Source organism: Holophaga foetida DSM 6591 (assembly GCF_000242615.2).
GTDB classification, from domain to species: Bacteria; Acidobacteriota; Holophagae; order Holophagales; family Holophagaceae; genus Holophaga; species Holophaga foetida.
Genome location: NZ_KI912269.1, coordinates 184,083 through 206,995, shown reverse-complemented (window position 1 = coordinate 206,995; position 22,913 = coordinate 184,083). Strand labels below are relative to the sequence as shown.

Here is a 22,913-nt window from a genome sequence, read left to right as displayed (position 1 = left end):
ATATGAGCCATTAGGTTGTACTTTTCGTTCAGGGTGGCCATGCTCATGGAATGAGCGAGAACGAGCGTCAGCTGATCTCTGAAAACCAGGCCCTAAAGGCAATGGTGGAACAGCTTTTGGGGCGCGTGGCGGATCTGGAGGCGCGCATCACCCAGAACTCCGGCAACAGCTCCAAGCCCCCCAGTTCGGACATGGGTAGGAAGCGCAAGCCACCGGTAGATCCGAGTGGACGGAAGCGCGGCGGTCAGCCGGGTCACGCCGGAAAGACCCGGGAGCAGGTTCCGCCCGAGGAGGTGGATGAGGTGAAGGACGCCGATCCCGAGGCCTGCGAGCGTTGCGGGGAATCCCTGGAGCAGGCCCCCCGGCGGGATGCCATCATCCGGCAGTTCTGCGAGTCGCCAGCGTTCCGGGCCTTCATCACGGAGCTGAGGCAGTGGTCCAAAGCTTGCCCCCGGTGCGGGCATGTCACCCGCGCGGCTGCGCCGGTGGGGACCCCAAAGGGTGCTTTCGGCCCCCGTCTCCAGGCGCTCACCGGGGTGCTCTCGGGGCGCTTCCGGCTGACCAAGCGGGAGATCATGGTGATGCACCGATCCGTCTTTGGCGTGCGGATGTCCCTGGGTTCCGTGGCGGCCTGCTGCAAGTCGGTGAGCGAGGCTGTGGCCCCGACTGCCAGAGCGATCCACGAAGAGGTGAAGGCCTCCCCAGTGGTGCACGCCGATGAAACGGGGTTCGGTCGCTGCGGAGAGGATCGGATGTGGCTCTGGGTCGCCGCAACGGCGGAGGCCGAAGCCTTCCGACTTCTGCCAGGACGGGGCCAAGCGCAGGCCAAGGACATCCTCGGCGAGGACTACCCGGGCATCATCCAGCGCGACCGATGGAAGCCCTACGAGAAGTTCCTCAAGGCCAAGCACCAGCTCTGCCACAGCCACATTCGACGTGACGTGCAGGGGATGTTGGAGAGCAAGGGTGAGACGGGAACCCAGGGCTGCATGCTGAAGCTGGCCAGCGACAAGGCTTTCCATCTGTGGCACCAGTGTGAGCAAGAGGAAATCAGTCGGGAGGAACTGGCCAAGGGGACACAGTCGATCCAGGCGGAGATGCGGGAGCGGTTCGAGATCCTGGCGAAGCACCCCGATACCACCAAGAAAGCACGGGGGACAGCCAACGATCTGCTCCGGCAATGGGATCGACTCTGGACCTACCTGACCCATGAAGGGGTGGTGCCGACCAACAATGAAGCCGAGAGGGCGATCCGCAAGGCGGTGCTGTGGCGGAAGGTGAGCCTGGGGGTGGAGAGCGAGCATGGCGCCCGCTTTGTGGAGCGCATGCTGACCCTGGCAGGCACGGCCCGGAAGCGCGGCGTGGACCTGCTGGAGTGGCTGACTCAGGCCATGAAGGCCAGCCTCGTCGGAATCGCCGCACCGGATTTCACAGCCTGATGCGGTCCCCGTGGAATCAGAAACCCCCTCCATGCGGAGGGGGCTGAACGGCTACAAGGCGACAAAGTCTTCCGGCATCTCGAAGGTCGGGGTCTGGACGCGGGCTTTCAAGGCTGCCTGGACCGCAGGGTCCGCTAGGTCGACGGGCGTGGTGATGCGCCGAAGGCTCTCGCCGATGACATGTTCGGGCTTGACGGGGGCGCCGAACAGGCGGGAAGCCACGTCGGCGACATCCTCCCTGATCTCGGCGATGGTGGCCCCGCTTCCCATGGTGGCGGATGTCCCTACGCAGATGACGTCCTTCGCCTTCAGGGTCTCCCGCAAGCGCCGCACCAGCATGGACACGTCCGCGCCCTGCCTGCCGCGGTAGGTGTGAAGCTCGTCCAGGACGAGGAATTTCAACCCCTCCGCCGCCTTGACTAGATGGTTGCGCTCCTTGGGGCGGGTAAGGATGAGTTCCAGCATCACGTAGTTGGTCAGCAGGACATCCGGCGGGTTATTCAGGATCTCGTCACGCTCCTGGTCCTGTCCGGTGTAGCGGGCGAAACGAACAGGGGGCTGGTCCGCTGGGAATCCGTGCCCCAGGAACTTCTGCATCTCGCCGAGCTGGCTGTTGGCCAGGGCGTTCATGGGATACACCACGATGGCCTGGATACCCTTGCCACTGCCGGTCTTGAGGACATGGTCGACGATGGGGAGGATATAGGTCAGGCTCTTGCCGGATCCGGTCCCGGTGGTCAGGACGTAGTTGACCCCCTCCTCAGCGCAGCGGAGGGCTGCCTCCTGGTGGCAGTGCAAGGTGAGGGTCTGTCCGGTGGGACTTTCGACCGTCTTGCCCCGCTGGAAGATCTGGGCGCAGACCGGGTCGAGTCGTCCATCCTTGACGAGCTGCTCGATCGTGGGGCCGGGGAGGAAGGCGGGATTCAACTGGACCAGGGGATCCGGCCAGAGGAAGCCCCCGTCTAGTCGCGTGTTGATGAACTTCTCTACGTCGGCGTCCTGGACCTCAAGGAAACCCTTGACGTACGAGGCATAGTCGCCGAGCAGGTTGTCGCGGTATTGGAAGATGTCCATGGGCGTCCCGAGGTCGATTTTTCATGAGTATGGCACCCATGCTAATGGGTGAAAAGTTGATTTATGACAGCGATTGCACACTTGTGATGGCTGTCGCCTGGCCCATCATTTCCCGCGAGACTGAGTGATAGCCCTCAAGAAATGCTCAAGATCCATGGTTCCTGATGCCTCGTTGGCAAGGGGGTTCGTATGGGGGCATCTTCCCGTTCCGGTCGGCGAGCAACCGTGTGATGTCGCAGGTTGCGGAGCATCTGTCCTGGTCTGTTGGAGGGCGGTCATTCTGTCAGTAGCTCTACGAGAAGAGTGGCCTCATCTGCCTGCTGTTGTGATTTGTTTGGAGCTGCTGAACAAGTTTGATCTCCGCTGGGTATCATCCATGGGTAAGGCGCACATGACGTGTTTTTGAGACAACTCGTAAATTCGAGTCGCTAGACGTGCGTCTGTGTTTCGGATGGTCTATGCCATCCAATTGATGACAACGATTGGTGCATCTACTAGAAGAGTGGCCTCATCCACCTGTTGTTGTGATTTGTTTGGAGCTGCTGAACAAGTTTGATCTCCGCTGGGTATCATCCATGGGTAAGGCGCACATGACGTGTTTTTGAGACAACTCGTAAATTCGAGTCGCTAGACGTGCGTCTGTGTTTCGGATGGTCTATGCCAGCCAATTGATGACAAGGAGTAGGGCATCTATGAGAAGACGCAACAACATGACAGTCACAGGAGAATCCAGTTCTGGGTGGACGAAAGTTCCCAACAAGGACATGGACGACATGATCCGGAGGATGGCGTCCGGGAGGGGGCTCCAGTTCGGGGGTGTGAAGCTGCTCCTCCTCAGGCACATGGGCACTCACGACAGCGTTACACATCGCAACGGATGGGCGTGTCATGAAGACCTTACGACCGAGTCCATCGCCCGGAGATTGGGATGTGGGGCGGGATCGGCCAGCACGACCCGGCGGCGCGTAGCCCAGGCAATGGGCCTCGATGTGATCGCAGACGGACTGTTGTGTGTTGCCGACGCGAAGGTCCCTGTGAAGATTCCGGAGGTGTGGGGGAAGGTCGTTGCCGGGGGCTTGCCGATGCTCTGTCGACGACTTGCCGAAAAGAATCCCCATACAGGGATAGGGGATGCAGAAGGGGCTGCTGACGACTTGCCAACGACTTGTCGACGAGTTGCTGGCGAGAGTGATGATAACGCAATTGGTAACAGTTGTTTAACGCTTGTCCAATCCTATCCACCCTTTCAACCCTCAGAAATGATGGATGGAGTGGATGGAGGCGACCCTGACGGGTATACCTCCACCTTCGCTAACGCTCAGGCTTATGGGGCTGCGCCCCAAACCCCCGTCAGGGACTTCGTCCCCGACACCCCTACAGGGGACTTCGTCCCCGACGGGACTACAGTCACAGCTGACGCTGTGCCCCGTCCCGTCTCCCCTGTGTGTGGGAGGGGCCTAGTCAACGGGAATGACCCTACTGACGTAGAGCCATTCCCGTCTGCCCAGGCCCCTCAGGGCCAGAACCCCTCCCAACCCTGCGGGCCCGCCACCGACCCCGACGGCCTTAGGCGCCAGGCTATCATCAGGTCAATCGTTACCCCATACATCCACCTCCTCGATCAGTGGCCCGACCTTCGTAAGCAGGAGGAGGATGTCGTTAGCTCGGAGGAGAACTGGATACGCCTTGCCATGTCGCGGGACTCTCCAGCCCTCAGGAACGTCGTTGCGATTCTGGGTCATATGTCAGGTGACCACAAGCATGGGGCTTTCCTCCGGGGAGGGGGACGCCGTGGGGAGGCCTACACCCTTTCCCGCCTGCTGGATCCCAGGCGGACTGGTGATGACGTTCTGCACAACCTAGCCCACCCAGCGTCGGGGTTGCTCCGCTCGGCTACCGCCAAACCCACGCCCAAGACATCCCGCAAATCCACTACCCGAAATAGCACCGCCAACACGTCCGGCGACTTGTGCCGCACCTACGACGTCGATAGAGCTGCCGACGCCAACACGGCCCGTATCGCAAAACTCATGGGCTCCAGGCCCACCACTGAACCTAAGGAGACAAAGTGAACCCATACAGCTGCCCTAACTGTCGGATCGACATCCGCCAGAGCGTTGCCAAGTCCGACATCGCTCGCGTCAAGTCTATGACCGACGATACCAATCCCTCGTTGCGCCAGGTGTCCCCGGAGCCCTGCGCCCTCTGTGCATGCCTCATCGGTCAGGTGTGCAAGTCGCACGGTCTCACCCCGGACTCTCCCAGGGTCGCGGATCTGATATGCACGCGCGTAGAGCATTATCGTAAGGCCATCAACGCGGAAAGCGGGGGACTCAGTAGCATCCCGCCCCGCCTTCTGGCGGCGAACCTGGATGGCATTCCGGAGCCGATCCGCAACATCCTGGACAAGATGGACTTTGTGAAGCGGCTCCGTAGGGAATTCGGGATCCCTGCATTGGGACTGGGCCTCAGCGCCAAGGCCCGGAGTGGCAAGTCCTCCGCACTGGCGGCACTGGCAGTCTACCGGTGTAGGTCTGCGGCCATGCATCATGCAGTCAGGAATACCGTAGGTGACGATAGGACTCGTATCGTTTGGCTGGACTGGCCTGGTGTAGCCCTCAAGGTCAATGCTGATCGGACGTGTGGTGAGGTGGAGCACTTGCTGGAGTGGGCGGGTAAAGCCCAACTCTTGATCTTGGATGACATTGGACTTGAGGGCGGGGTGAACTGGCCGAATGGTGACCCCAAGACGTCTACACTCCTCTTGCAGTCCCTCATCCGTCTGAGGCACGACCATGGGGCTCCGACGTGGTGGACGACCAACGGAACCGCTAAGGAGATCATCGCCCGGTATGGCGACGCTGTCGCAGATCGCCTCATGGCTCTCGCACCGTTACACAAGCTGGACCTGCCTCCCCACCCGGGCAACGAGATCTGAGCGTCGCTCTCAACCTTCTCCATGGAACTGTGTCTCACATGACGAATGAACTGCACCTGACTCCTGAGGAACTTTCCGCTCGCTGGAAGGGTGCGATCACTCCCGGCACCCTCAAGAACTGGCGGTACAGGAGGGAGGGGCCTCTGTTTATAAAGCTTGGTCGCAGGGTGATTTACCCGCTCTCCGCGGTCATGGATTATGAGGCGGCTCAACTCCGCAGTGCACCAAACATTGCCGCCCGGACCGGTTCTGTATGAGTGACATCACACGCCCCCGCCTGGGGGCGTTTCTTTTGCTTCCATTGTGCTACCAGTTGGCCCTGGCCGCCTTTGATGGTGTCAGGCATGCTTACCCGACACTCTTCCCCTGGGGGGTGTGGGTAATCGTCTACGGGTATGTATCGGTGCGCCCCTTGCCGACAGGGATGTGCATGTCAGGTGTGGCGATTCCTGTATCCCGGCTGCTACCAATATGCTACCAGTGCCTTTTTGAGTCATCGGATGTATGCCGTAAAATAACAAGCCCCATCCTTGTGGGATGGGGCGATCTTCTGGAGCCAACTACAGGACTTGAACCTGCGACCTGCTGATTACGAATCAGCTGCTCTACCAACTGAGCTAAGTTGGCCCGCTCTCTTGGAATCTAGCAGGGATGAGGGCTTTGGGCAAGCTGAGAGAGTCCGTGGACATCTCCTGCGCTGAGTTTGAGGGTTCCTCCGGGGACCCGGACCTCCAGGCGGCCGTCTTCCAGCCATTGGGTGCAGCGGCCCTGGCCCTCTTCCCAGGTGATGGTGTCTCCGGGGCTAGGCCAGAGGAAGGCGGGGTGGGGGGAGCGGTTCCATCGGCTCCATGCCTTCATGATCTTTTGGGCCAGTGCGAGGGGGAGAGGGGCTTCCAGGCCGAGACCGGCAAGGCTGGCCGGGGGGATGGGGCGGTTTGGGATCCGGGGGGCTGAGAGGAGGTTCACGCCCAGTCCCAGGATCATCCGATCCCCCTGCAGTTCGCCCAGGATGCCGCCGAGCTTGACCAGTCGCCCTTCGTGCCAGGCCACTAGGTCGTTAGGCCACTTGAGTCCCAGAGGCCGTTCCTTGGTCTGGAGGAGCTCCGCTACGGCTCCCATGGCCCGCTGGAGCACTAGGCCGGGGGGCAGGGCAGGGGGGGGGAGGGCCACGGAGAGCCAGAGTCCTGCTCCGACAGCGCTTTCCCATGTGTTCTCGCCCCGGCCGCGGCCTGCAGTCTGGGTGTCAGCCAGTACGCCGCAGGTGCCAAGTTCGGGATGCCGCTGGAGGAATGCCTGGGTGGAATCCAGTTCCCGGAAGTGCACTAGTGGGATTGCGCTCATTTCCGATTCTTCATCCAGAGGAGCCTCAGGCCCTCCAGGGTGAGGTCAGAGTCGCAGGTGTGGATGTGCTTGCTGGCGGCGGCAATGGTCTTGGCCAAGCCTCCAGTGGCCACGACCTTGGCGTTGGGATACTCGGCGAGGAGCCGTTCCAGGATGCCGTCTACCTGTCCCACGTAGCCATAGAAGAGGCCAGACTGCATGGCCTGGACGGTATTGCGCCCCACCAGGCGTTCCGGTTCGGCGATCTCCACCCTCGGCAGCCGGGAGGCCCTCTGGAAGAGGGCCTCGGCACCGATCTTCAGGCCCGGGAGGATGAGGCCGCCCAGATACTCACGCCTGGCGTTCACCACATCGAAGGTGGTGGCGGTGCCGAAATCAATGACGACGAGAGGGACGCCGAATCGTTCGATGCCTGCGACGCAGTTCACAATGCGGTCCGCGCCCAGTTCCGATGGGTTCTCCAGCATCACCTTGAGGCCGGTCTTGACGCCCGGGCCGATCCAGATTGGGTCCACGTTGAAATAGGACTGGATCCAGGCATCCAGGACCGGGTGCAGGGGAGGCACCACGCTGGAGATGATCACATCGGTGATCTGGGATGGTTCGATCCCGCGGTGGCTCAGAAGGGCCAGGCTGGCGAGTCCGTATTCGTCAGGTGTCCGTTCCCGGCTGGTGGAAATCCGCCAGGACTGGACGACGGGTTCTTCCCTGCTCTGCGAGAGATCGAAGAGCCCCAGGACGATATTCGTGTTGCCTACATCAATGGCGAGAAGGAGGCCCATCCGCTTTTCTCCAGAAGCCCGAAGAACCAATGTGGCAGCCCCGGGCCGCTTTTCAAAGCCCCATGGGTAATGCTGTGCGCTTGGGGGGAGCAGCTGGGTTAGAGTGGAGGGGTCGGCCAGGGAACACGTATGATGAAGGACGAGTTTGCAAAAAACAGGGTTGACTGGACCGAAAGCGTGACTGAATCCGATCTCATCATCACCCAGGAGCGGGGACAGTTGGTGCGGCATCTCCGGGCCATTGTGGAGCGGACCAGGGGGCCGGAGGGGTGGGCCAAGCTGTTGGCATCGGTTTCCGAACCCTGCCGTCTGGCCTTTGATGGGAGCATCGGCGTCTTTGAATGGGTGGATGCGCGGTTGGCGACCGAATTGAGCATGGCCTTCAATGAGGGCTCCGGGGAGGCCCTCACTGCTGACCGTGGGCGGGAAGCGGCCCGGGAGCAGCTCACGACCGTCAATCGCTGGATGCTACGCTTTCTCAGCCCGAGCTTTTTGCTGTCGAATTTCTCCCAGTTCTTCCGCTTCTACTTCATGGGCGGTCGGATCCAGGTGGAGCACGAGGGGGGGGATACGGCCCTGATCCACATCTGGGCCATCGGGCTCTATCCTGATTTCTGGGCGTCCGGTGCGCCGGGCTGGCTGGAGGAGGCCCTGAGGATGACCGGGTGCCAGGAGGTTGAGGTCCGCTATGAAGCCCCCTCGGGGCGGGGCCCAGAGGCTTGCCACCACCGCTATCACCTGATCTGGCGGTAAAATCATCGGGATGCGCCGTCTCATTGCCCCATGCACCTTCCGATTCCGGGAAAAGGCCTCCGTGTTCCTCACGGAGCTTCACCCGGCCTGCACGGCGGAGGAGCGCGCAGCCATCCTGGGCCGGATCCGCAAGCGGGATTTCGATGCGACCCACCACTGCAGTGCTTGGCGGAGCGGCTGCCCCGTCCAGGGCTTCGGGTCGGATGATGATGGCGAGCCCTCGGGAACCGCAGGCCCCCCCATGCTGAGGGTGCTGGAGGGAGAGGATTTGACGGATCTCCTGGTCGTTTCCATCCGATGGTTCGGGGGGACGAAGCTCGGGACCGGCGGGCTGGTGCGGGCCTATACCGAGGGGGTCCAGGGTGCGATCCGGGAGGCCGAGACCCAGGGACTCCTGGAGGAGGTGCGCGTCCTGGTGCGGGGTGCCATCGAGGTTCCAGCCGAAGCGGCCCACCTACCGTACGCGGTCTTGGGGGCCTTTCCCGAGGTGGAGATCCAGGGGCAGGACTTCAGCGGATCCAGCGCCACCATCCACTTCGCCATGCCCCCGGGCCGGGAGCAGGCCCTGGAGGCGGCGTGGCGGGAGCGCAGTCGGGGTGGTGAGATTTTCTGGCTGGTTAAGTTGTGATTTTATAAAAAAATTATAACAGTGCCGCAGGCTGGATGTGTGCATTTGTTGCAATACAAAATGCTTAATATGTTGTATTTGCCCGCCGAGATGCCGTTTTTTGGGGTTGTATGTCCATGTGTGGGTCAACCATTGCTTGTGTTATCGCCCTTTTGCTGGATTGTATTTTTAATATTTATTAACCAATCCTTCGTGGTAGCCTGCGGGTTGATTTCTGGCGTCCCATCTGATCCATGAATGGACAGTGGCATGCCGGGGTCACTGTCGTCCCGTGGAGTAAGGCGTGTCCCGATCAAACCTGCGTCACCAGCTCAGGCTCACAGTCCTCGTGAGCCTTGTCATGGTCTTCACATGTCTATCTGCACCTGCACGTGCGGCAGCGGCCCTGCGTTCCGGAGCACTGGCCACCTGGGAGATGCAGCTTGTCGGCCTGTCGATGCAGCTTCCTTCTACGCCGATCCAGCTTCCCCAGGGGAGCCCCTTCCGCATCCCCGTGACCTTCCAGCTGGGAGGGCGCAGCGCCACCTCGGCTGAACTGCAGAACATGCTGCCCGCCGAGGCGGAACTGATCGGCACCTTTTCCGGGCCGGGGCTTCCAGCCACGACCGTCAAAGGGTCCATCGCTACCGGACTTTCCATGCCTGCCATGCCTCAGGAGGGCAGCTATACCGTCTCCAGTGTGCGTCTGATGGCGGGTGATAGGATCCTCCTGGAGGCCAAGCCTCTGGTCATGACCATCTCCAGTCTGGGTGAGATTCTGATCAGCAGCGTCACCTCGACACCCATGACCGGCGAGGAGATTCGGGATGCGGGCCTCCAACTGGGAGCGGGGAGCTACGAGGCTCGGCGTTTCACCATGGCCCTCAGCATCGGCAGCCGCCAGATCAACCTGAGCCTTCCCGTGGCGACCCCCCTCTATAACGGTGTGGAAGACCCCAGGGGCGGGGGCATCCTCGGTCGGCTCGAAATCCAGGGCGCCGGGGCAAGCGGAGATATTCCGGATCTCAGCGTGGTGGCCGCCGAAATCATGCCTGAGAAGGATCCCTTCCTGCTCAGCCGCCCCGCCGTGTCCCACGCCATGCGCCACAGCTTCAGGGCCCTACTGGTGATTCCGGGAAGCATCGGCTACCTCCACCAGCACTACCGCGTGAGTGTGGTGGTATTGAACACCCTCCAGGCGGGGTCTCCCTTCAAGGTCACCCATCTGACCGCTACCTATTCGCCACCCACGGCCGGGGATGGGGTCGGCGCCCTGAAGCTTGTGCCCAAGCAGGGCGAAGGGATCGACGATACCGCGCGCAAGGCCGTGCTCGGAAATGACGCCGAGGGCAATCCCGGCAAGGGCGAGGATAGTCTGGCGGCTGGCGAGAGCGGCATGGCCAACTTCTACGTAGAGGGCCTCAAGGAGGGCAGCCATCCGGCCAACTTCCTCATCCAGGGCCAGTTCGAGGGGCCCGGATTGGATGAAGCTGTGCCCCTGCGCGGGACCGCCTCCGGCAGGCTCCTGGTCAAGAATCCCACCTTCAATCTCCTGCTGGTCCACCCCGATGTGGTGCGCAAGGGGGAGGTCTACACCCTGGAGGCCCGCCTCACGAACACCTCCGGCACCTTTGCCACGGGCATCTCCCTGTCCATCGACCAGGCCCGCCTGGGCAATGCCAAGCTGGTGAGCGCTCCGGTCCTCAAGCTGGAGGAGGTGGCCACCAACGAGAACGGCTCTCCCAAGCACACCCTCAATCCCGGGGAGACCGCCTCCTTCAAGTTCCAACTCCGGGCCATGAAGACCGGCGAGGTCCAGAGCTCATACCTCTACATTGAGGACGGCACCGTGGGCTTCCAACTCTCCAGCGGCATCGGGGAGCGCAACATCCGCCTGAATCCCGATACGCTCTGCATCCCCCAGACCCTGGAGGGCCGGGACGGGCTGCCAGAGCGCCTCCGGGAGGCCATGCTCCGGGTGCTCGGCCAAGCCTACTCCGTGGCCACCACCAAGGGGGCCCTGCCGGTGGGGGTGCTTCCCATCGCCCGGGGGACCGTGACGGACAGGATGGCCCAGACCCTCAGTGAGCAGGGCGTCTTCCTCAAGATGGGCACGGATCGCGCCCGGATCTGGTGGGAACTCTGGAGCGCCTTCACCCGGAACACCGACGAGGGTTTCGACCAGCTGGTGCGCACCACCGAGGCCGGGGCCGAGCTGCGCGCCGCCTTCCTGGCGGCCTGGAGGACCTGGGCTGACAGCTCCCGGACCCCGGCCGAGCGCCTCAAGGAGATGGCCAGCTATGGCTATGGCGTCTCCGGCACCGCAGTGGTGGCCCTTAAGGGGGCCGAGGAGGGGCTCTCCATCGGGATGACCGATGGCACCGGACAAGTGCTCCAGAATGTTTCGCCCCTCCCCGCGCTCGGGGCCAAGGGAGCCGCCTGGGGCGGCGAGGGCGGGAACCACCTGCTCCAGTTCCCCTTCCCGGCAGGGACCACCGGCACCCTGAGCCTAGCCAACCAGGGAAGCGACCACATGGATCTCGATCTGGCGCTCCTGGTCCCCACCACCGGGGAGACCCAGCCCATCCACAGCCGCCTGGCCTTCCGTCTGGGAACGGGTCAGACGGCCTCTGTCTCCCTGGGGGCCCAGCGCGAGCTCCAGGTCAAGGTCACCGATTCCACCGGGACCCTGACCCACCAGGGGACCGCCGAGTCGGTGGAGGCCCTCGCGCCGGAGCCCTTCCAGGTCCTGGCGGTCCATCGCTACGATCTGGACCTCTTCCCGGACGCCACCCCCTACGGCACCCATGTGATGGTGCTCTTCAACCGGCCCAACACGCCCCTGAGCATCGGAACGGGCGACGAAGGCTTCCAGCAGGCCCAGGCCCTGGTCCAGGTGGAGGGCAACGCCTTCTGGCGGAAGGTCATGGGCAACGCCACCAAGCCTGACGGGACCCTGGAGCTGGACGGGAACGGGCAGCCCAAGAAGATGCCCTCGCCTCCGGCGCTGCTCCAGGCCTATCCGCGCGTGATCTCCCTCTACCTCGAAAAGCCCGTGGGGCCATACATCCAGCGCCAGATCACCCTGGCGGATTCTTGGACGGACGCCCAGGGCAACCCCCTTTCGAACACCAGGACCTGGCCCATCCAGAGCGGTCTGGTGCCCGGCGGGGCCGTCGTCAAGGGCCATGCCCGCAAGCTGGACGGCACGGGGCTCCAGGCCACCCTGACCTATTGGTACTACACCAAGGTCCACAGCAATGAACTGGATCTGGCCACCGGTGAGCTTTTCGTGAAGGAGGACATCCAGGAATACTACGCCCTGGTCACCAACAACGTAGCCACCGAACCCGACGGCTCCTACCAGCTCGACTATGTGCCGGAGCCGGTCTCCTACGCCATCGGCCCCTTCCTCCTCCAGGGGGACATGCCCGGGGGCCGGGCCTTCGCCCAGGCCAGCGTCCTTGGCAACGGGCAGGTCATCCAGATGGACCTCGTGCTGGAAGGGAAGGGGAGCCTCGAAGGCTACACCCTGGACGCCCAGGGCAACCCTGTGCCCGGAGTCCAGGTCCAGGCCGTCCAGGAGCAACCCACCTATGGGCTCAATGTGGGGACCGGCGGCGGGAGCTTCGCCGTGAGCGGCAGTTCGGACGCCAACGGGTACTACCGCCTGGATGGCCTCAAGACCGGTGTCTTCTCTATCCGGGCCCTCAAGGGCCTCTTCGGCGTCGCCGGGAGCGGCGAGATCGCCCGGGATGGTGAGGTGGTCCGCAAGGATCTGGTCCTCAAGGGCAAGGTGGGCCAGATCAAGGTGCGCCTGCTCGATCTCCTGGGCCAGCCCCAGATGAAGGAATGGATCCGCATGGGCTTCCCGGCGGGGATCCTTCGCAGCGGTTCCGGCACGGTCACCTATGTCTATCCCGAGCAGGCCACCGCAGAGGCCGATGGATGGGTGCGCTTCAAGGATGTGCCCTCCGGGGACATCCACCTCCTCGCCCCCTTCCTGGCCAAAGGCAGCGTCACGGAATTCCATGGCTTCCTGGAACCGGGCGCGGAACTTGTGGCGGAGCTGCGCCAGCTTCCCCCCCAGGAGCGGGCCCATGCCCGGGTACTGGTGGCGGACAGCGCCGGTAACCCTGTGGCCAACGCCTACGTGGGCTATGCGAACGACTCCGCGTACAACCTGAGCACCGATGGAGAGGGCCTCACGCCCTCCTTCGAACTGGCCCCCGGCCAGACCATCACGGTCCGGGCCTACCACCCGGCCTGGGTGGGGGTCACCCAGGGGGATTCCCTCACGCCCGAGGCGGGAGAGAGCTACACCCTGCGCGTGGTCATGCCCGCCAAGGCGGGCCTGAAGGGCACCGTGAAGCGGCCCGACGGCAGCCCGGTGAAGGGCGCCTACGTGGCCATCCCGCCCGTCTGCGACGATATGAAGAAGAACCGCCTGGCCATCACGGACGCCAGTGGAGCCTTCCAGATCCCCGATGTGCCCGTGGGCGGCCAGTTCCGCCTGGCGGCGGTGGGGCCCGAGCTCCGCACCGCCATCACGCCCCTCTTCATCCAGCTCTCCGATGGCGAGACCCGTGAACTGAGCCTCGTCCTCCCCGCCGTCGGCAACAACACCCTCCAGGGCACGGTTTACCAGCCCCAGGAGGGGGCCCAGAAGATCCCCGCCATGGCCCAGGTATGGGTGAAGGCCTTCCTGCCCAGCATCCAGACATCTGAACAGGGCAACCCCAACTGGGGCCTGCTGGTCGAAGAAGAGGTGGCCGCCGCGCGTACCCCCGCCACCGGGATATACACGTTCACGGGCCTGCCCTCCGGTGCCTTCACCCTAAACGGCAACAGCGAGCTCTTCCCCGTCATCGCCACCCAGGCCGGGAGCTTCGGCGACGAGGTGAACGTCTCCAGGACCATGGATCTCACCCTGATCGCCTCCTTCGCGGGCGAGCTCAAGGGCCGGGTGGTGGGCCGGGATGGCGCCACGCCGGTGCCCAAGGGCGCCCGGGTGAGCCTCATCGGAGGCAGCATCGGCGATCTCACGGTCCTCACCCAGGAGGACGGCATCTACAAGTTCGCCAAGGTCATCCCCGCAGGAAAATACAAGCTCCGGGCCGAGGACCCCGTCACCGGGGATTTCTTCGTGACTGCGTTCGAGATGAAGGTGGAGGAGTCCCAGGCACGGAACATCCGCCTATGGGGCCGGGGGAATCTCCAGATCCATGTCCAGGACCACCAGGGCAAGCCGCTTCCCGAGGCGGAGGTGGAGGTCATCCACAGCAAGAACAACGGCCTGCTCGGGGCCTACGACCTGCCGGAGCTGAAGCAGAAGCTTCTGCCCGCCAACGGAGGCGAGCTGCTCTTCGAGGATCTGCTCGAAGGCCCCGTCACCGTCCTCATCAAGAACCCCACGGGGCTCCGGGGCACCGCCTCGGCCGAGCTGCCCGTGGGCGGCGGCAACACCGAGGTGAGCGTCCGGCTCCAGCCCGTCGGCGGCATCCGCGGCATCCTCAAGCGTTCCGACGGGACGCCCGTGCCCTCCGGCCGGGTGGATGCCTACGGGCAGCGGGGTGACAGCGGCAACGCCTGGCTGGGGGTTTCCCCCACCTATCAGGAGGGCGTCGAAGGCCGCTTCCTCTTCTATCCCCTGCCCGCAGGGGTCGTCCGACTGGAGGCCTGGGATCCCGATACGCGGCAGATCGGCCGGATCACGGTCAATGTGGCGGAATGCACCCAGGACGGCCCCTTCACCGAGGTGGAGATCACCTGCCAGGACAAGGGTCCCGTCGTGCTCAAGGTCGTGGATGAAAGTCAGGCCCCTGTGCTGCGGGCCAGCCTTTCGGTGCGCTACACCGGCGGTCCGGCCCTGACCTTCACCACCGAGGCCACCACCGACGCCGAGGGCAAGGCCAGCTTCACGCTGCCCCCCGGGGACTACTTCGTGGAGGCCACGGATCCCGTGAGCCTCGCCAGCGGAAGTCTGGCCTTCAGTCGCGCCGCCAACCAGGGAGAGTTCGCCCAGACCCTCACTCTCAAGGGGGTCCGCTCCGTCTTCGGGACGGTTCTGCCGCCCCCCGGTGCGCCCGACTTGCCCCTGGATGGATGGCAGCTCCGCATCCACGGGCTGAACCGCACGGCCACGCTGGATTCCCTGGGACAGTGCACCCTCCCGGACGTGCCCATCGGCTCCTACACCCTCAACCTCACCGATCTCAAGGGCCGTCCTCGCGGGACCTGGAACCTGTCCGTGCTCAAGGACGGACCCGCCATCCAGGACTTCTCCGCCCAGGCCCGGGCCATCGGCAGCGTGACCGCCACCGTGAAGGATTCCGATGGGGCGGTGGTATCCGGGGCATCCGTCTGCCTGTCCGCCAATGTCTGGAGCGGCGCTGTGCCCAAGACCGATCTGGAGGGCGTCGCCCGTTTCCTGAACGTCGGCCAGGGGCTGGGCACCGCCACCCTCAGCGGGGGCAGCTCCGCCTCCTTCGTTCTGGAAACCGAGGGCCAGGACGTCCCCGTGAGCCTCACCACGGCCCCCACCGGCCAGATCCATGGCCTGCTGACGGATCCGGTTAGCCAGCCGGTGCCCTATGCCGCCATCACCGCCAGCTACACCGGGGGAGGCGCCTCCAGCGCCACGGATGCCAGCGGGCATTTCACGATCAAGGAGCTACCCGTCGGGAAGCCCATCACCCTCCGTGCCCTCACCGGCGCCGGGCGCCAGGGGCAGTCCGCCCCGGCAAGCCTCTCCGCCAACAACGAGGACCTGGAGGTGAACTTCGCCCTTTCGGCCCAGGGTTCCCTGACCGGACGCTTCACCGATGCCCTGCGGCCCCAGTTGCCGCCCCTCCAGCTCCAGGTGAGCAGCGGGGGGAGCGTCATCGCCAGGTCGACCACCGATGCCGAAGGACGGTTCCAGATCGGTGCGCTCCCCGCCGGGCAGGCCCTTACCCTGACGGTCCTCTGGGATGACGGTTCCACCCAGGCCTTCCAGGAGAGCTTCACGATCGGAGGCGAAGGCGATACGGTTGACCTCACCCGGGCCCTTCCGGCCTTCGTGAACCTCAAGGGCTGGACCAAGGACAGCGACGGCAACAAGATCCCCATGACCGTCCTCCTCCGGGATGCCCAGGGCAGGGAACTGAACCGTGCCGTGACGACCGGGGATCTCTTCGATCCCGACCACCCCACCTTCTTCTTCCGCTACCTGAGGGCCGGGCAGGCCTACCGCCTGGATGGCTGCCGCGAAATGACCACCACGGTCATCGCGACCCTGAACCTCTCCCTCACCGGGGACCGGGAAGTGGAGGAACTTACCCTCCAGCAGCCCGTGCCCCGCAGCCTGCGCCTGTCCCTGGTCTACCCGGACGGCTCCTCCGCACCGGGGCCCGGTCACTTCGTGCTCACTCCCACCGGCGTCTACGGCGGCCAGTGGCAAGGGGATCTGGATGCCGCAGGCACCGCGAGCCTCGCTGGGCTTCCCGATGGACCCTACCGGGTCCAGGTGAGCGGGGTTCCCAACCAGCCCGCCCTGGAGGCCCAGTTCGAGCTGACGGCACCTACGGGCCAGATACAGGTGGTCCAGATTCCAGCCCTGGGTGTGGGGTCGGCGCTCATCACCGTCCAGACCGCCTCCGGGCGTACCCTCACGGGCAGCGCCATCACCGTGTCCGGCGTCGGCACGCCGACCTGGACGGCCCAGCCCCAGGGGGACGGCACCTGGGTGGCCACCGGCCTCTGGATCGGACGCCCCCTGAGCATCCAGGCCACGGGCTTCGGGCTCCTGGGCGCCCAGCCCGGCTTCACCCTCGGCCAGCACGGCCAGAGCCTGCCCGTGGTCTATCCGGCTCCTGACCAGGGCGCCCTCGCGGGCACCGTGAAGGACAGCCGAGGCAACGCGGTGGCGGGCGCTCTGGTGACGCTTGTGGGCCGCCCCCTCGCGGTCACGACCGATGCCACCGGAGCCTTCCGCATCGAACCCCTGGCGATCGGCAGCTACACCCTTTCCGTGACCCTCCCGGGCCGTCCCAACCGGGCCCTGGAGAGCGTGGCCCTCGGCAGCGATGGCGAGGTCCACCTCCAGGACCTGGCCCTCAAGGGCACCGGTAGCGTCCAGGTGAACGTCCTCCGGGAGGATGGCAGCCCCAACCCGGGCCAGACGGTCTCCCTGGATAACACAAGCCCCTGGTCGAGTGGGACTTCCCTCACGGCCACCAGCGATGCCAGCGGCGTGGCCCGTTTCACGGACGTGCTGGAGGGCGGCATCGCCATTTCCGCCACCCTGGACGGCAAGCTGCGCACCGCCTCCGGGAATCTCACGGATGGCGGAACACTCACCCTCGAACTCCGCTCCCGCGACATCAGCCGGATCTCCGGCAAGGTCCGCCGCGCCTCGGACCTGAACACCTGGTCCACGGGCGCCATCGCCACCATCCAGGGCTTCATTTACGGCCTTCAGGCGGACGGCACCCTGGTGCCTCCCTCGCCCGAGCCCGCCCTCGGCTACACCACCGCCAGCGTACCGGTGCAGGTGAGCCTGCCCAGCGGCGCCACCTTCTCCGTCGGCTCCGTGAGCCTTGTGAAGAACGGCGTGACGGTCGTGGATCTGCGGGCCCCCGCCTTCGGAATGGTCCAGGGCATCGTCAAGGACGCCAAGGGGAGCCTTGTGGCCAACGCCGTCGTGAGCTCCGGCAGCCTGTCCGCCACCACGGACGCCCAGGGGGCCTACCGCCTCGAGGGCCTTGGCACCGGCGGCTCCAGCGTGCTCGCCACCGTCCAGGGCCGCCCCAACCGGGCCCTCGATAGCGCCAGCATCGGCGGGGACGGCAGCACCTACACCCTGAACCTGACCCTCAAGGGCACCGGCACCGTGACCGTCAAGACCCTGGCCACGGATGGAACCATCCTTGGGGACCAGGCTGTGACCCTACGGAACAACAGCGCCTGGTCCGCAGGCACTCCGCTCCAGGCCACCAGCGATGCCCAGGGCGTGGCCACCTTCACGGATGTGCTGGAGGGCTCCATCGCCGCCAGCGCCACCCTGGATAGCCTCTCCTGCACCAGCAGCGGCACCCTGGCCGCGGACCAGACCCTGGTTCTGACCCTCCAGCCACGGCCCTACAGCACCATCTCCGGCCAGATCAAGCGGGCCGACAACACCCTGACCTGGCCCCAGGGCACCCGCTTGCTGGTGTCGTACTACAGTTCGCAGTATTACAACCTGGCGGAAGACGGGACGATACAGGTTCCCGACCCCAATCCCCACCTGGACTACAACAACGGGTACGCCAACGCCTACGTGGTTCTCCCCGGTGGGCGCCAGCTCTCCCTGGGCAACGTCACCTTGGTGAAGAACGGCGACACGGTCCTGGCCCTCACGGCCCCGGGCTTCGGCTCCCTCAGTGGCACTGTCAAGGACGCCAGCGGCAACCCCGTCAGCGGCGTGAACGTCAATATCGACGGCTCCTCCATCGGAACCACCAACGCCACCGGGGCCTGGTCCAAAACCGAAATCCCCATCGGCAGCCGCCACATCACCGCCAGCACTTCAACCTCCGTCGCCGCCGGGGATGTGACCCTGGCGGAGGATGGCGGGAGTGCGACGCTGGATCTGACGTTGCTGTCGAATTCGGTGTCGCTGGGGGTATACATGCCCCTTGGTCGTCTGGGTTACTCCGGTTATGTGGCCTCCAGTTATTTCTCCCCAACCTGGAATTGGAACTCAGTCACGCCCTATGTGAAGGTGGATGGCGGTTCCGAAGTCATTCCTTCCGCCCCTGGCGGAATCGCCCAATGGCTGGAGAAGGATCACCAGATCACTTACAGCACCACGATTGGCGTGATCGAAGTGACCCTAACGCGGACGGTTGCGCCCCAGACCTGTGTTGTCCGAGACGAAATCCGGATGCGGAATACGGATGCCACTCCCCACGCGGTTTCGCTCCGCCATGCGGTTTCCCTGTACACGTACCAGGGCATTCCTTCCGGTCAGGGCCAGCCGATCCTGGCTGGCGACAATCGTGATGCAGGTGTTCTTAGCTACTACGGCACGATCTTGTGGGGGAATGGAGCAGACACTCCCCTTTCCCTCAATTCCAACGGGTTCCAATGGCCCGAATGGACCTTGGCGCCAGGGGAGCAGAAGACACTGGCCCTGGCCCATGCTCCTTACCGTCATTCCTCGGCAAGTAGCGACTATCGACCCGAGGGTGCTACCCGTGTCCTGGATCGGATCCTTCATGGGGCACCCGAATGGACCTACGGCGGAGATCCCTCCGCCTGGTCCAACTGGCTCCCCGCCCAGGCGCCTGCGGCGGATCCTCTCCCAGCCTGGAACGCTTCCGTCACGATGACCATCAAGGACTTCCTAGGGCGCGTGCCGGTCAATGCTTCCTTCCACCTGAACTTTGAGCCTCGGGAGAACCTCGCCCGGAAGAGTTCTTTCTATGCGAGTTCTCCTCTGACCGGCCAGCCCGCCGATGGCGGCGTTGTGAAGATAACGGTTCCCGGCAATTATCCCCAGCTTGCACTGAGCCGGACACTCGAGACGACTCAGAACACGGACTTGGTCTTGGATGAAGCCGCCCCCATTTCGGTGACCGTGCAGGATTCCCATGGGGCTGTGGTGTCGGGCGCTTCGGTCTATGTATACAACACTTACTCCACCAATGCCCAAGGTGTTGTGGGGCCCTGGCTCCTGACACCCGGCAGCTACACGGCTACGGCCACCTTGCCCAATTCGGGCAACACGGTTCAGATCTCGGGCACGATCCAGGCCCAGGCGGGAACGGACAACTCCCTCACCCTGGCCTTCCCGGCGGTGGGGTCCGTGAAGCTCAACCTCCTCGGGGCCGATGGGTTGCCATACCCCTCGTCATTCAATGGCTACCTGATCAATGATGTGGCTAGCAGATACATGTATGGGCAGACGAGTCTCACATGGACCGGCGTCCTTCCGGGCACCTGGAAGGTTCGGGTGCTGGATCCAAGGACCGGGGGCTACCTCCCTGATCAGACCATCAGTGTCTCGGCGGATGCCGAGACGGAAGTGACCTTCCACCTCCCGAGCCTCGGCCAGGTCCGCATGCAGATCCTGACCCCGGCGGGGACGCCTGTGGCGAGGAACCAGTACGTCCGCCTGACTGGGGCCGATGGCGGCACCAAGTCCCAGTACACCGACGACGCTGGCCTGGTGACCTTCTCCAACGTGGCTCCCGGCAACGCGACGATCACGGTTACGAACGCCACCAATGGCTATTCCGCTTCCACTGGGGTGGCGGTGACCGAGGGGGTTCTGGCACAGGGGACCCTAGCTCTTCCGGGTTCCGGCAAGGTGGTGGTGAACGTCATCACGGCCGATGGACGGGCGGCCTCCGACCGCAATCTCCGGATCCTGGATGCCGGGCAGTCGATCAGAAACGGAGGCCTCTACCAAGGCACATGCACTCTGAACCCCGTGCCCGCTGGTCGCAGTCTGGTGCTTCAGGAATACTATTCCAGCTGCAATCTATGGTTCCCTTGCATACCTGACCAGACCTTCACCCTGACCCAGGACGGCGAAAGCAAGACTCTGAATCTGGTTCTCCCCCTCGGCGGCCTCACGGTCAAGGTTCAGGACGCATCGGGCAATCCCATTCCCAACGCCGCCGTGAGCGCCGGGGGGGGCCAGCGGACCGGCATGACGGCCCAGGACGGGACCCTGTTACTCTCGGTTCCCCTGGATACCCCCTTTGCCGTCAACGCCAGCGCCAGCGGCTACCTGGACGCCAGCAATGACTCTGTCACCGTGAGCACCGCGCAGCCTGCGGGAAGCATCACCCTGACCCTGGCCAAGACCATCGACGTCAACTTCCAGGTCAAGCGAGCCAACGGGAGCCTTGCGCCCTATAGCATCTACTACGCGCGCTGGACACTGAGCACCACCCCGGCCACCACGACCAGGACGCTCAGCAACCCGAACGGCATCTGGAAGATCGGTCAGTCCGGGGCCTATACCTTCGAGGCGGCCACCACGATCGGCACCAACCAATCCGGCTCCTGGTCGAACCAGGGCGCCAACCTTTGGCCATGGAAGGCGACGGTCACTGCGACACTTGACACCAGCAACCCGACCCCCACAGTCACGGCCACCTTGCCAGCCCTGGCGGCTTTCACCCTCCATCTCCAGGCCGCCGATGGCAGTCCCCTGGCCGTGGACCGGAACCTCAAGCTGGTCCTCAAGAACAGCACGGCCACCGGCTTCCTGCCCAACCTTCCGGCCGTGGACTTCAATCCCCGCTGGATCAACGGCAACCTGGTCATGGACGAGCACTTCCCCGAGGGCACCCACAGCTTCGCCCTCCAGGACCGCACCGGACTCACCTTGAGCACCTTCGATCTGGTGGTGCGCCCAGAGGATGACGCCACCCGGATCGAAAAGATCCTCCCGGTGACTCTGCCCGCCATGGCATCCCTGACCCTGCACTATCAGGATGCCCAGGGCCGTCCCCTGGCCCAGGACCACAGCCTGCAGTTGCAACTCGTGCAGAGCACCGTTGCGGGCTATGCACCTTCTCTGAGCGCCTACGGCAACGATCCGGCCTTCGGCCAGGACTTCCCCGAAGGCACCCACACCTTCGCGGTGGTGGACCCCGCCTTCGGCGAGATGGGCCGCTTTGATCTCACCGTGGCCCCCGGGGACGATGGCAAGACCCTGGAGCGCACCCTGCGGCTACCCTACGTTCGCAGCACCTGGACCCTCCAGGCCCTGGCCGGTGATGGCATCACCCCCGCCGTGGGCGCCGAGTTAGATGTGTATGCGACCGATTACGACTACGGGTTCACCGTGATCCCCGGGGAGCTCTCCATCATGGAAGTGCCCGATGGAACCGTGCTGCGGGGATATGCGTCCTACCGGCCCTACGGCAAGGGTGATTACGTGGAAGCCGAGACCGGGGACCAGGTCATCTCCGAAGGCACGGACATCAACCAGATCCTCACCCTGGATCTGACCGTGCTGCGGGTCCGCCTCCTGGAGACCGATGGCGCCGATAGCGTGGACGGTCCCGGCTGCGACCTACCGGACATCACAGACCAGGACGCCTCGCGGCAGGCCTACGAGTGGTGGGACGACGATAACGGCGATTGGGCCATGCTGATCCTGGGCCAGGATCCCGGCGCCACCCTGAAGGTGCAGGTGTTCGACGGTGACTCGGGCCTCGGCAAAGTCGAGTCCCTCACGGTGCCTGCCCTGGGTTCCTCGCTGACACAGGAGATCCGGCTCCCGGAGCACGGATGGCTGGAGACTGTCGAATTCCGGACTTCCGATGGCAGCACTCCAGAGCAGCTCGCCGTGGCCATCTCGGCGGACGCCCCTGGCCTGGTCCGGCCGGATCTGGCGATCTGGGAAGGCAACCGCGATCCCTCGGGCGGCTTCACCTTCCACAGCCCGTCCTTCAGCAGCGCCTGGCTCTCGGATGGCTGGAGCAGTCTGGAATACCGATGGGACTACAACGCCAACACCTCTCCCACCCGCGTGCGCGTGCCCCTGGGTGCCACCCTCTGGATGGGATCCCTCCGGAACGGTGAGGGCGGGTACTACCTCGGCGCCTGGGGCTCCCAGCCCTACACCGTCGCTGCGGGGGAGACCTTGCTCCAGCCGGTGGCCCAGACCGTCTGGCAGGAAGTCCCCTTCCAGGTGGTGGACAGCGCGAACCAGCCGATCCGTTCTCAGGACTTGGCATTCCGTCCATTACACGCCCCGGATGGATGGACCCTTGATGCCTGGTCGTACCGCAATGAATCCTCGACCTATTTGAACGGCAACCTTCCCATGGGCATGCCCCTGCGCCTGGAACTCCAGCCTCCGGGCTGCGGCCCCAACTGGAAGGGCTCCTGGGATTACACCTTCGATGGCAGCACCCCGGCCCCCGGCCCCGTCTTCAAGGCCACGGAGTGGGAGGAGGGGGAAGAATGTCCGCAGTCCTGAATCAAGAACT

At 64.4% G+C, this 22,913-nt stretch carries 8 protein-coding genes and 1 tRNA gene; 5 read left to right on the top strand and 4 right to left on the bottom strand.

Annotation, left to right across the window (positions count from 1 at the left end):
- Positions 1-50: 50 nt before the first annotated feature.
- Positions 51-1,439: an IS66 family transposase gene (gene tnpC / locus HOLFODRAFT_RS0216315; protein WP_005031572.1), complete on the top strand. Its 1,389-nt coding sequence runs from the start codon at positions 51-53 to the stop codon at positions 1,437-1,439.
- Positions 1,440-1,490: 51 nt separating this feature from the next.
- On the opposite strand, the gene HOLFODRAFT_RS0216310 is transcribed toward tnpC, so the two are convergent.
- The gene (locus tag HOLFODRAFT_RS0216310; RefSeq protein WP_005031678.1) at positions 1,491-2,513 is read right to left on the bottom strand and encodes a DEAD/DEAH box helicase; all 1,023 of its coding nucleotides are present in this window, start codon (positions 2,511-2,513) and stop codon (positions 1,491-1,493) included.
- Positions 2,514-4,581: 2,068 nt separating this feature from the next.
- Between HOLFODRAFT_RS0216310 and HOLFODRAFT_RS0216295 the strand changes: the two genes are divergently transcribed.
- Entirely contained in the window at positions 4,582-5,451 is an 870-nt protein-coding gene (locus tag HOLFODRAFT_RS0216295; RefSeq protein ID WP_005031673.1) for a hypothetical protein, read from the top strand.
- Positions 5,452-6,002: 551 nt separating this feature from the next.
- On the opposite strand, the gene HOLFODRAFT_RS0216285 is transcribed toward HOLFODRAFT_RS0216295, so the two are convergent.
- The 3 genes from HOLFODRAFT_RS0216285 to HOLFODRAFT_RS0216275 all read right to left on the bottom strand — a co-directional run bounded on the left by HOLFODRAFT_RS0216285 (position 6,003) and on the right by HOLFODRAFT_RS0216275 (position 7,574).
- Positions 6,003-6,078: transfer RNA gene (locus HOLFODRAFT_RS0216285), tRNA-Thr, on the bottom strand.
- A gap of 15 nt (positions 6,079-6,093) precedes the next feature.
- Positions 6,094-6,792: a biotin--[acetyl-CoA-carboxylase] ligase gene (locus HOLFODRAFT_RS23520; RefSeq protein WP_005031662.1), complete on the bottom strand. Its 699-nt coding sequence runs from the start codon at positions 6,790-6,792 to the stop codon at positions 6,094-6,096.
- Positions 6,789-7,574 (bottom strand): type III pantothenate kinase, encoded by a 786-nt coding sequence (locus tag HOLFODRAFT_RS0216275; RefSeq protein WP_005031659.1) that lies wholly within the window; start codon positions 7,572-7,574, stop codon positions 6,789-6,791. Before HOLFODRAFT_RS0216275 ends, HOLFODRAFT_RS23520 begins: the two co-directional genes overlap by 4 nt.
- Before the next feature lie 177 nt (positions 7,575-7,751).
- Here HOLFODRAFT_RS0216275 and HOLFODRAFT_RS0216270 point away from each other — a divergent pair, with 177 nt between their 5' ends.
- From HOLFODRAFT_RS0216270 to HOLFODRAFT_RS0216260, 3 genes are all read left to right on the top strand, one after another.
- Positions 7,752-8,327: a hypothetical protein gene (locus tag HOLFODRAFT_RS0216270; RefSeq protein WP_148300517.1), complete on the top strand. Its 576-nt coding sequence runs from the start codon at positions 7,752-7,754 to the stop codon at positions 8,325-8,327.
- A gap of 10 nt (positions 8,328-8,337) precedes the next feature.
- Positions 8,338-8,955: an IMPACT family protein gene (locus tag HOLFODRAFT_RS23515; protein WP_005031655.1), complete on the top strand. Its 618-nt coding sequence runs from the start codon at positions 8,338-8,340 to the stop codon at positions 8,953-8,955.
- Positions 8,956-9,238: 283 nt separating this feature from the next.
- Positions 9,239-22,903, top strand: coding sequence for a carboxypeptidase regulatory-like domain-containing protein (locus HOLFODRAFT_RS0216260; protein WP_005031652.1), 13,665 nt, complete (start codon positions 9,239-9,241; stop codon positions 22,901-22,903).
- Positions 22,904-22,913 lie beyond the last annotated feature (10 nt).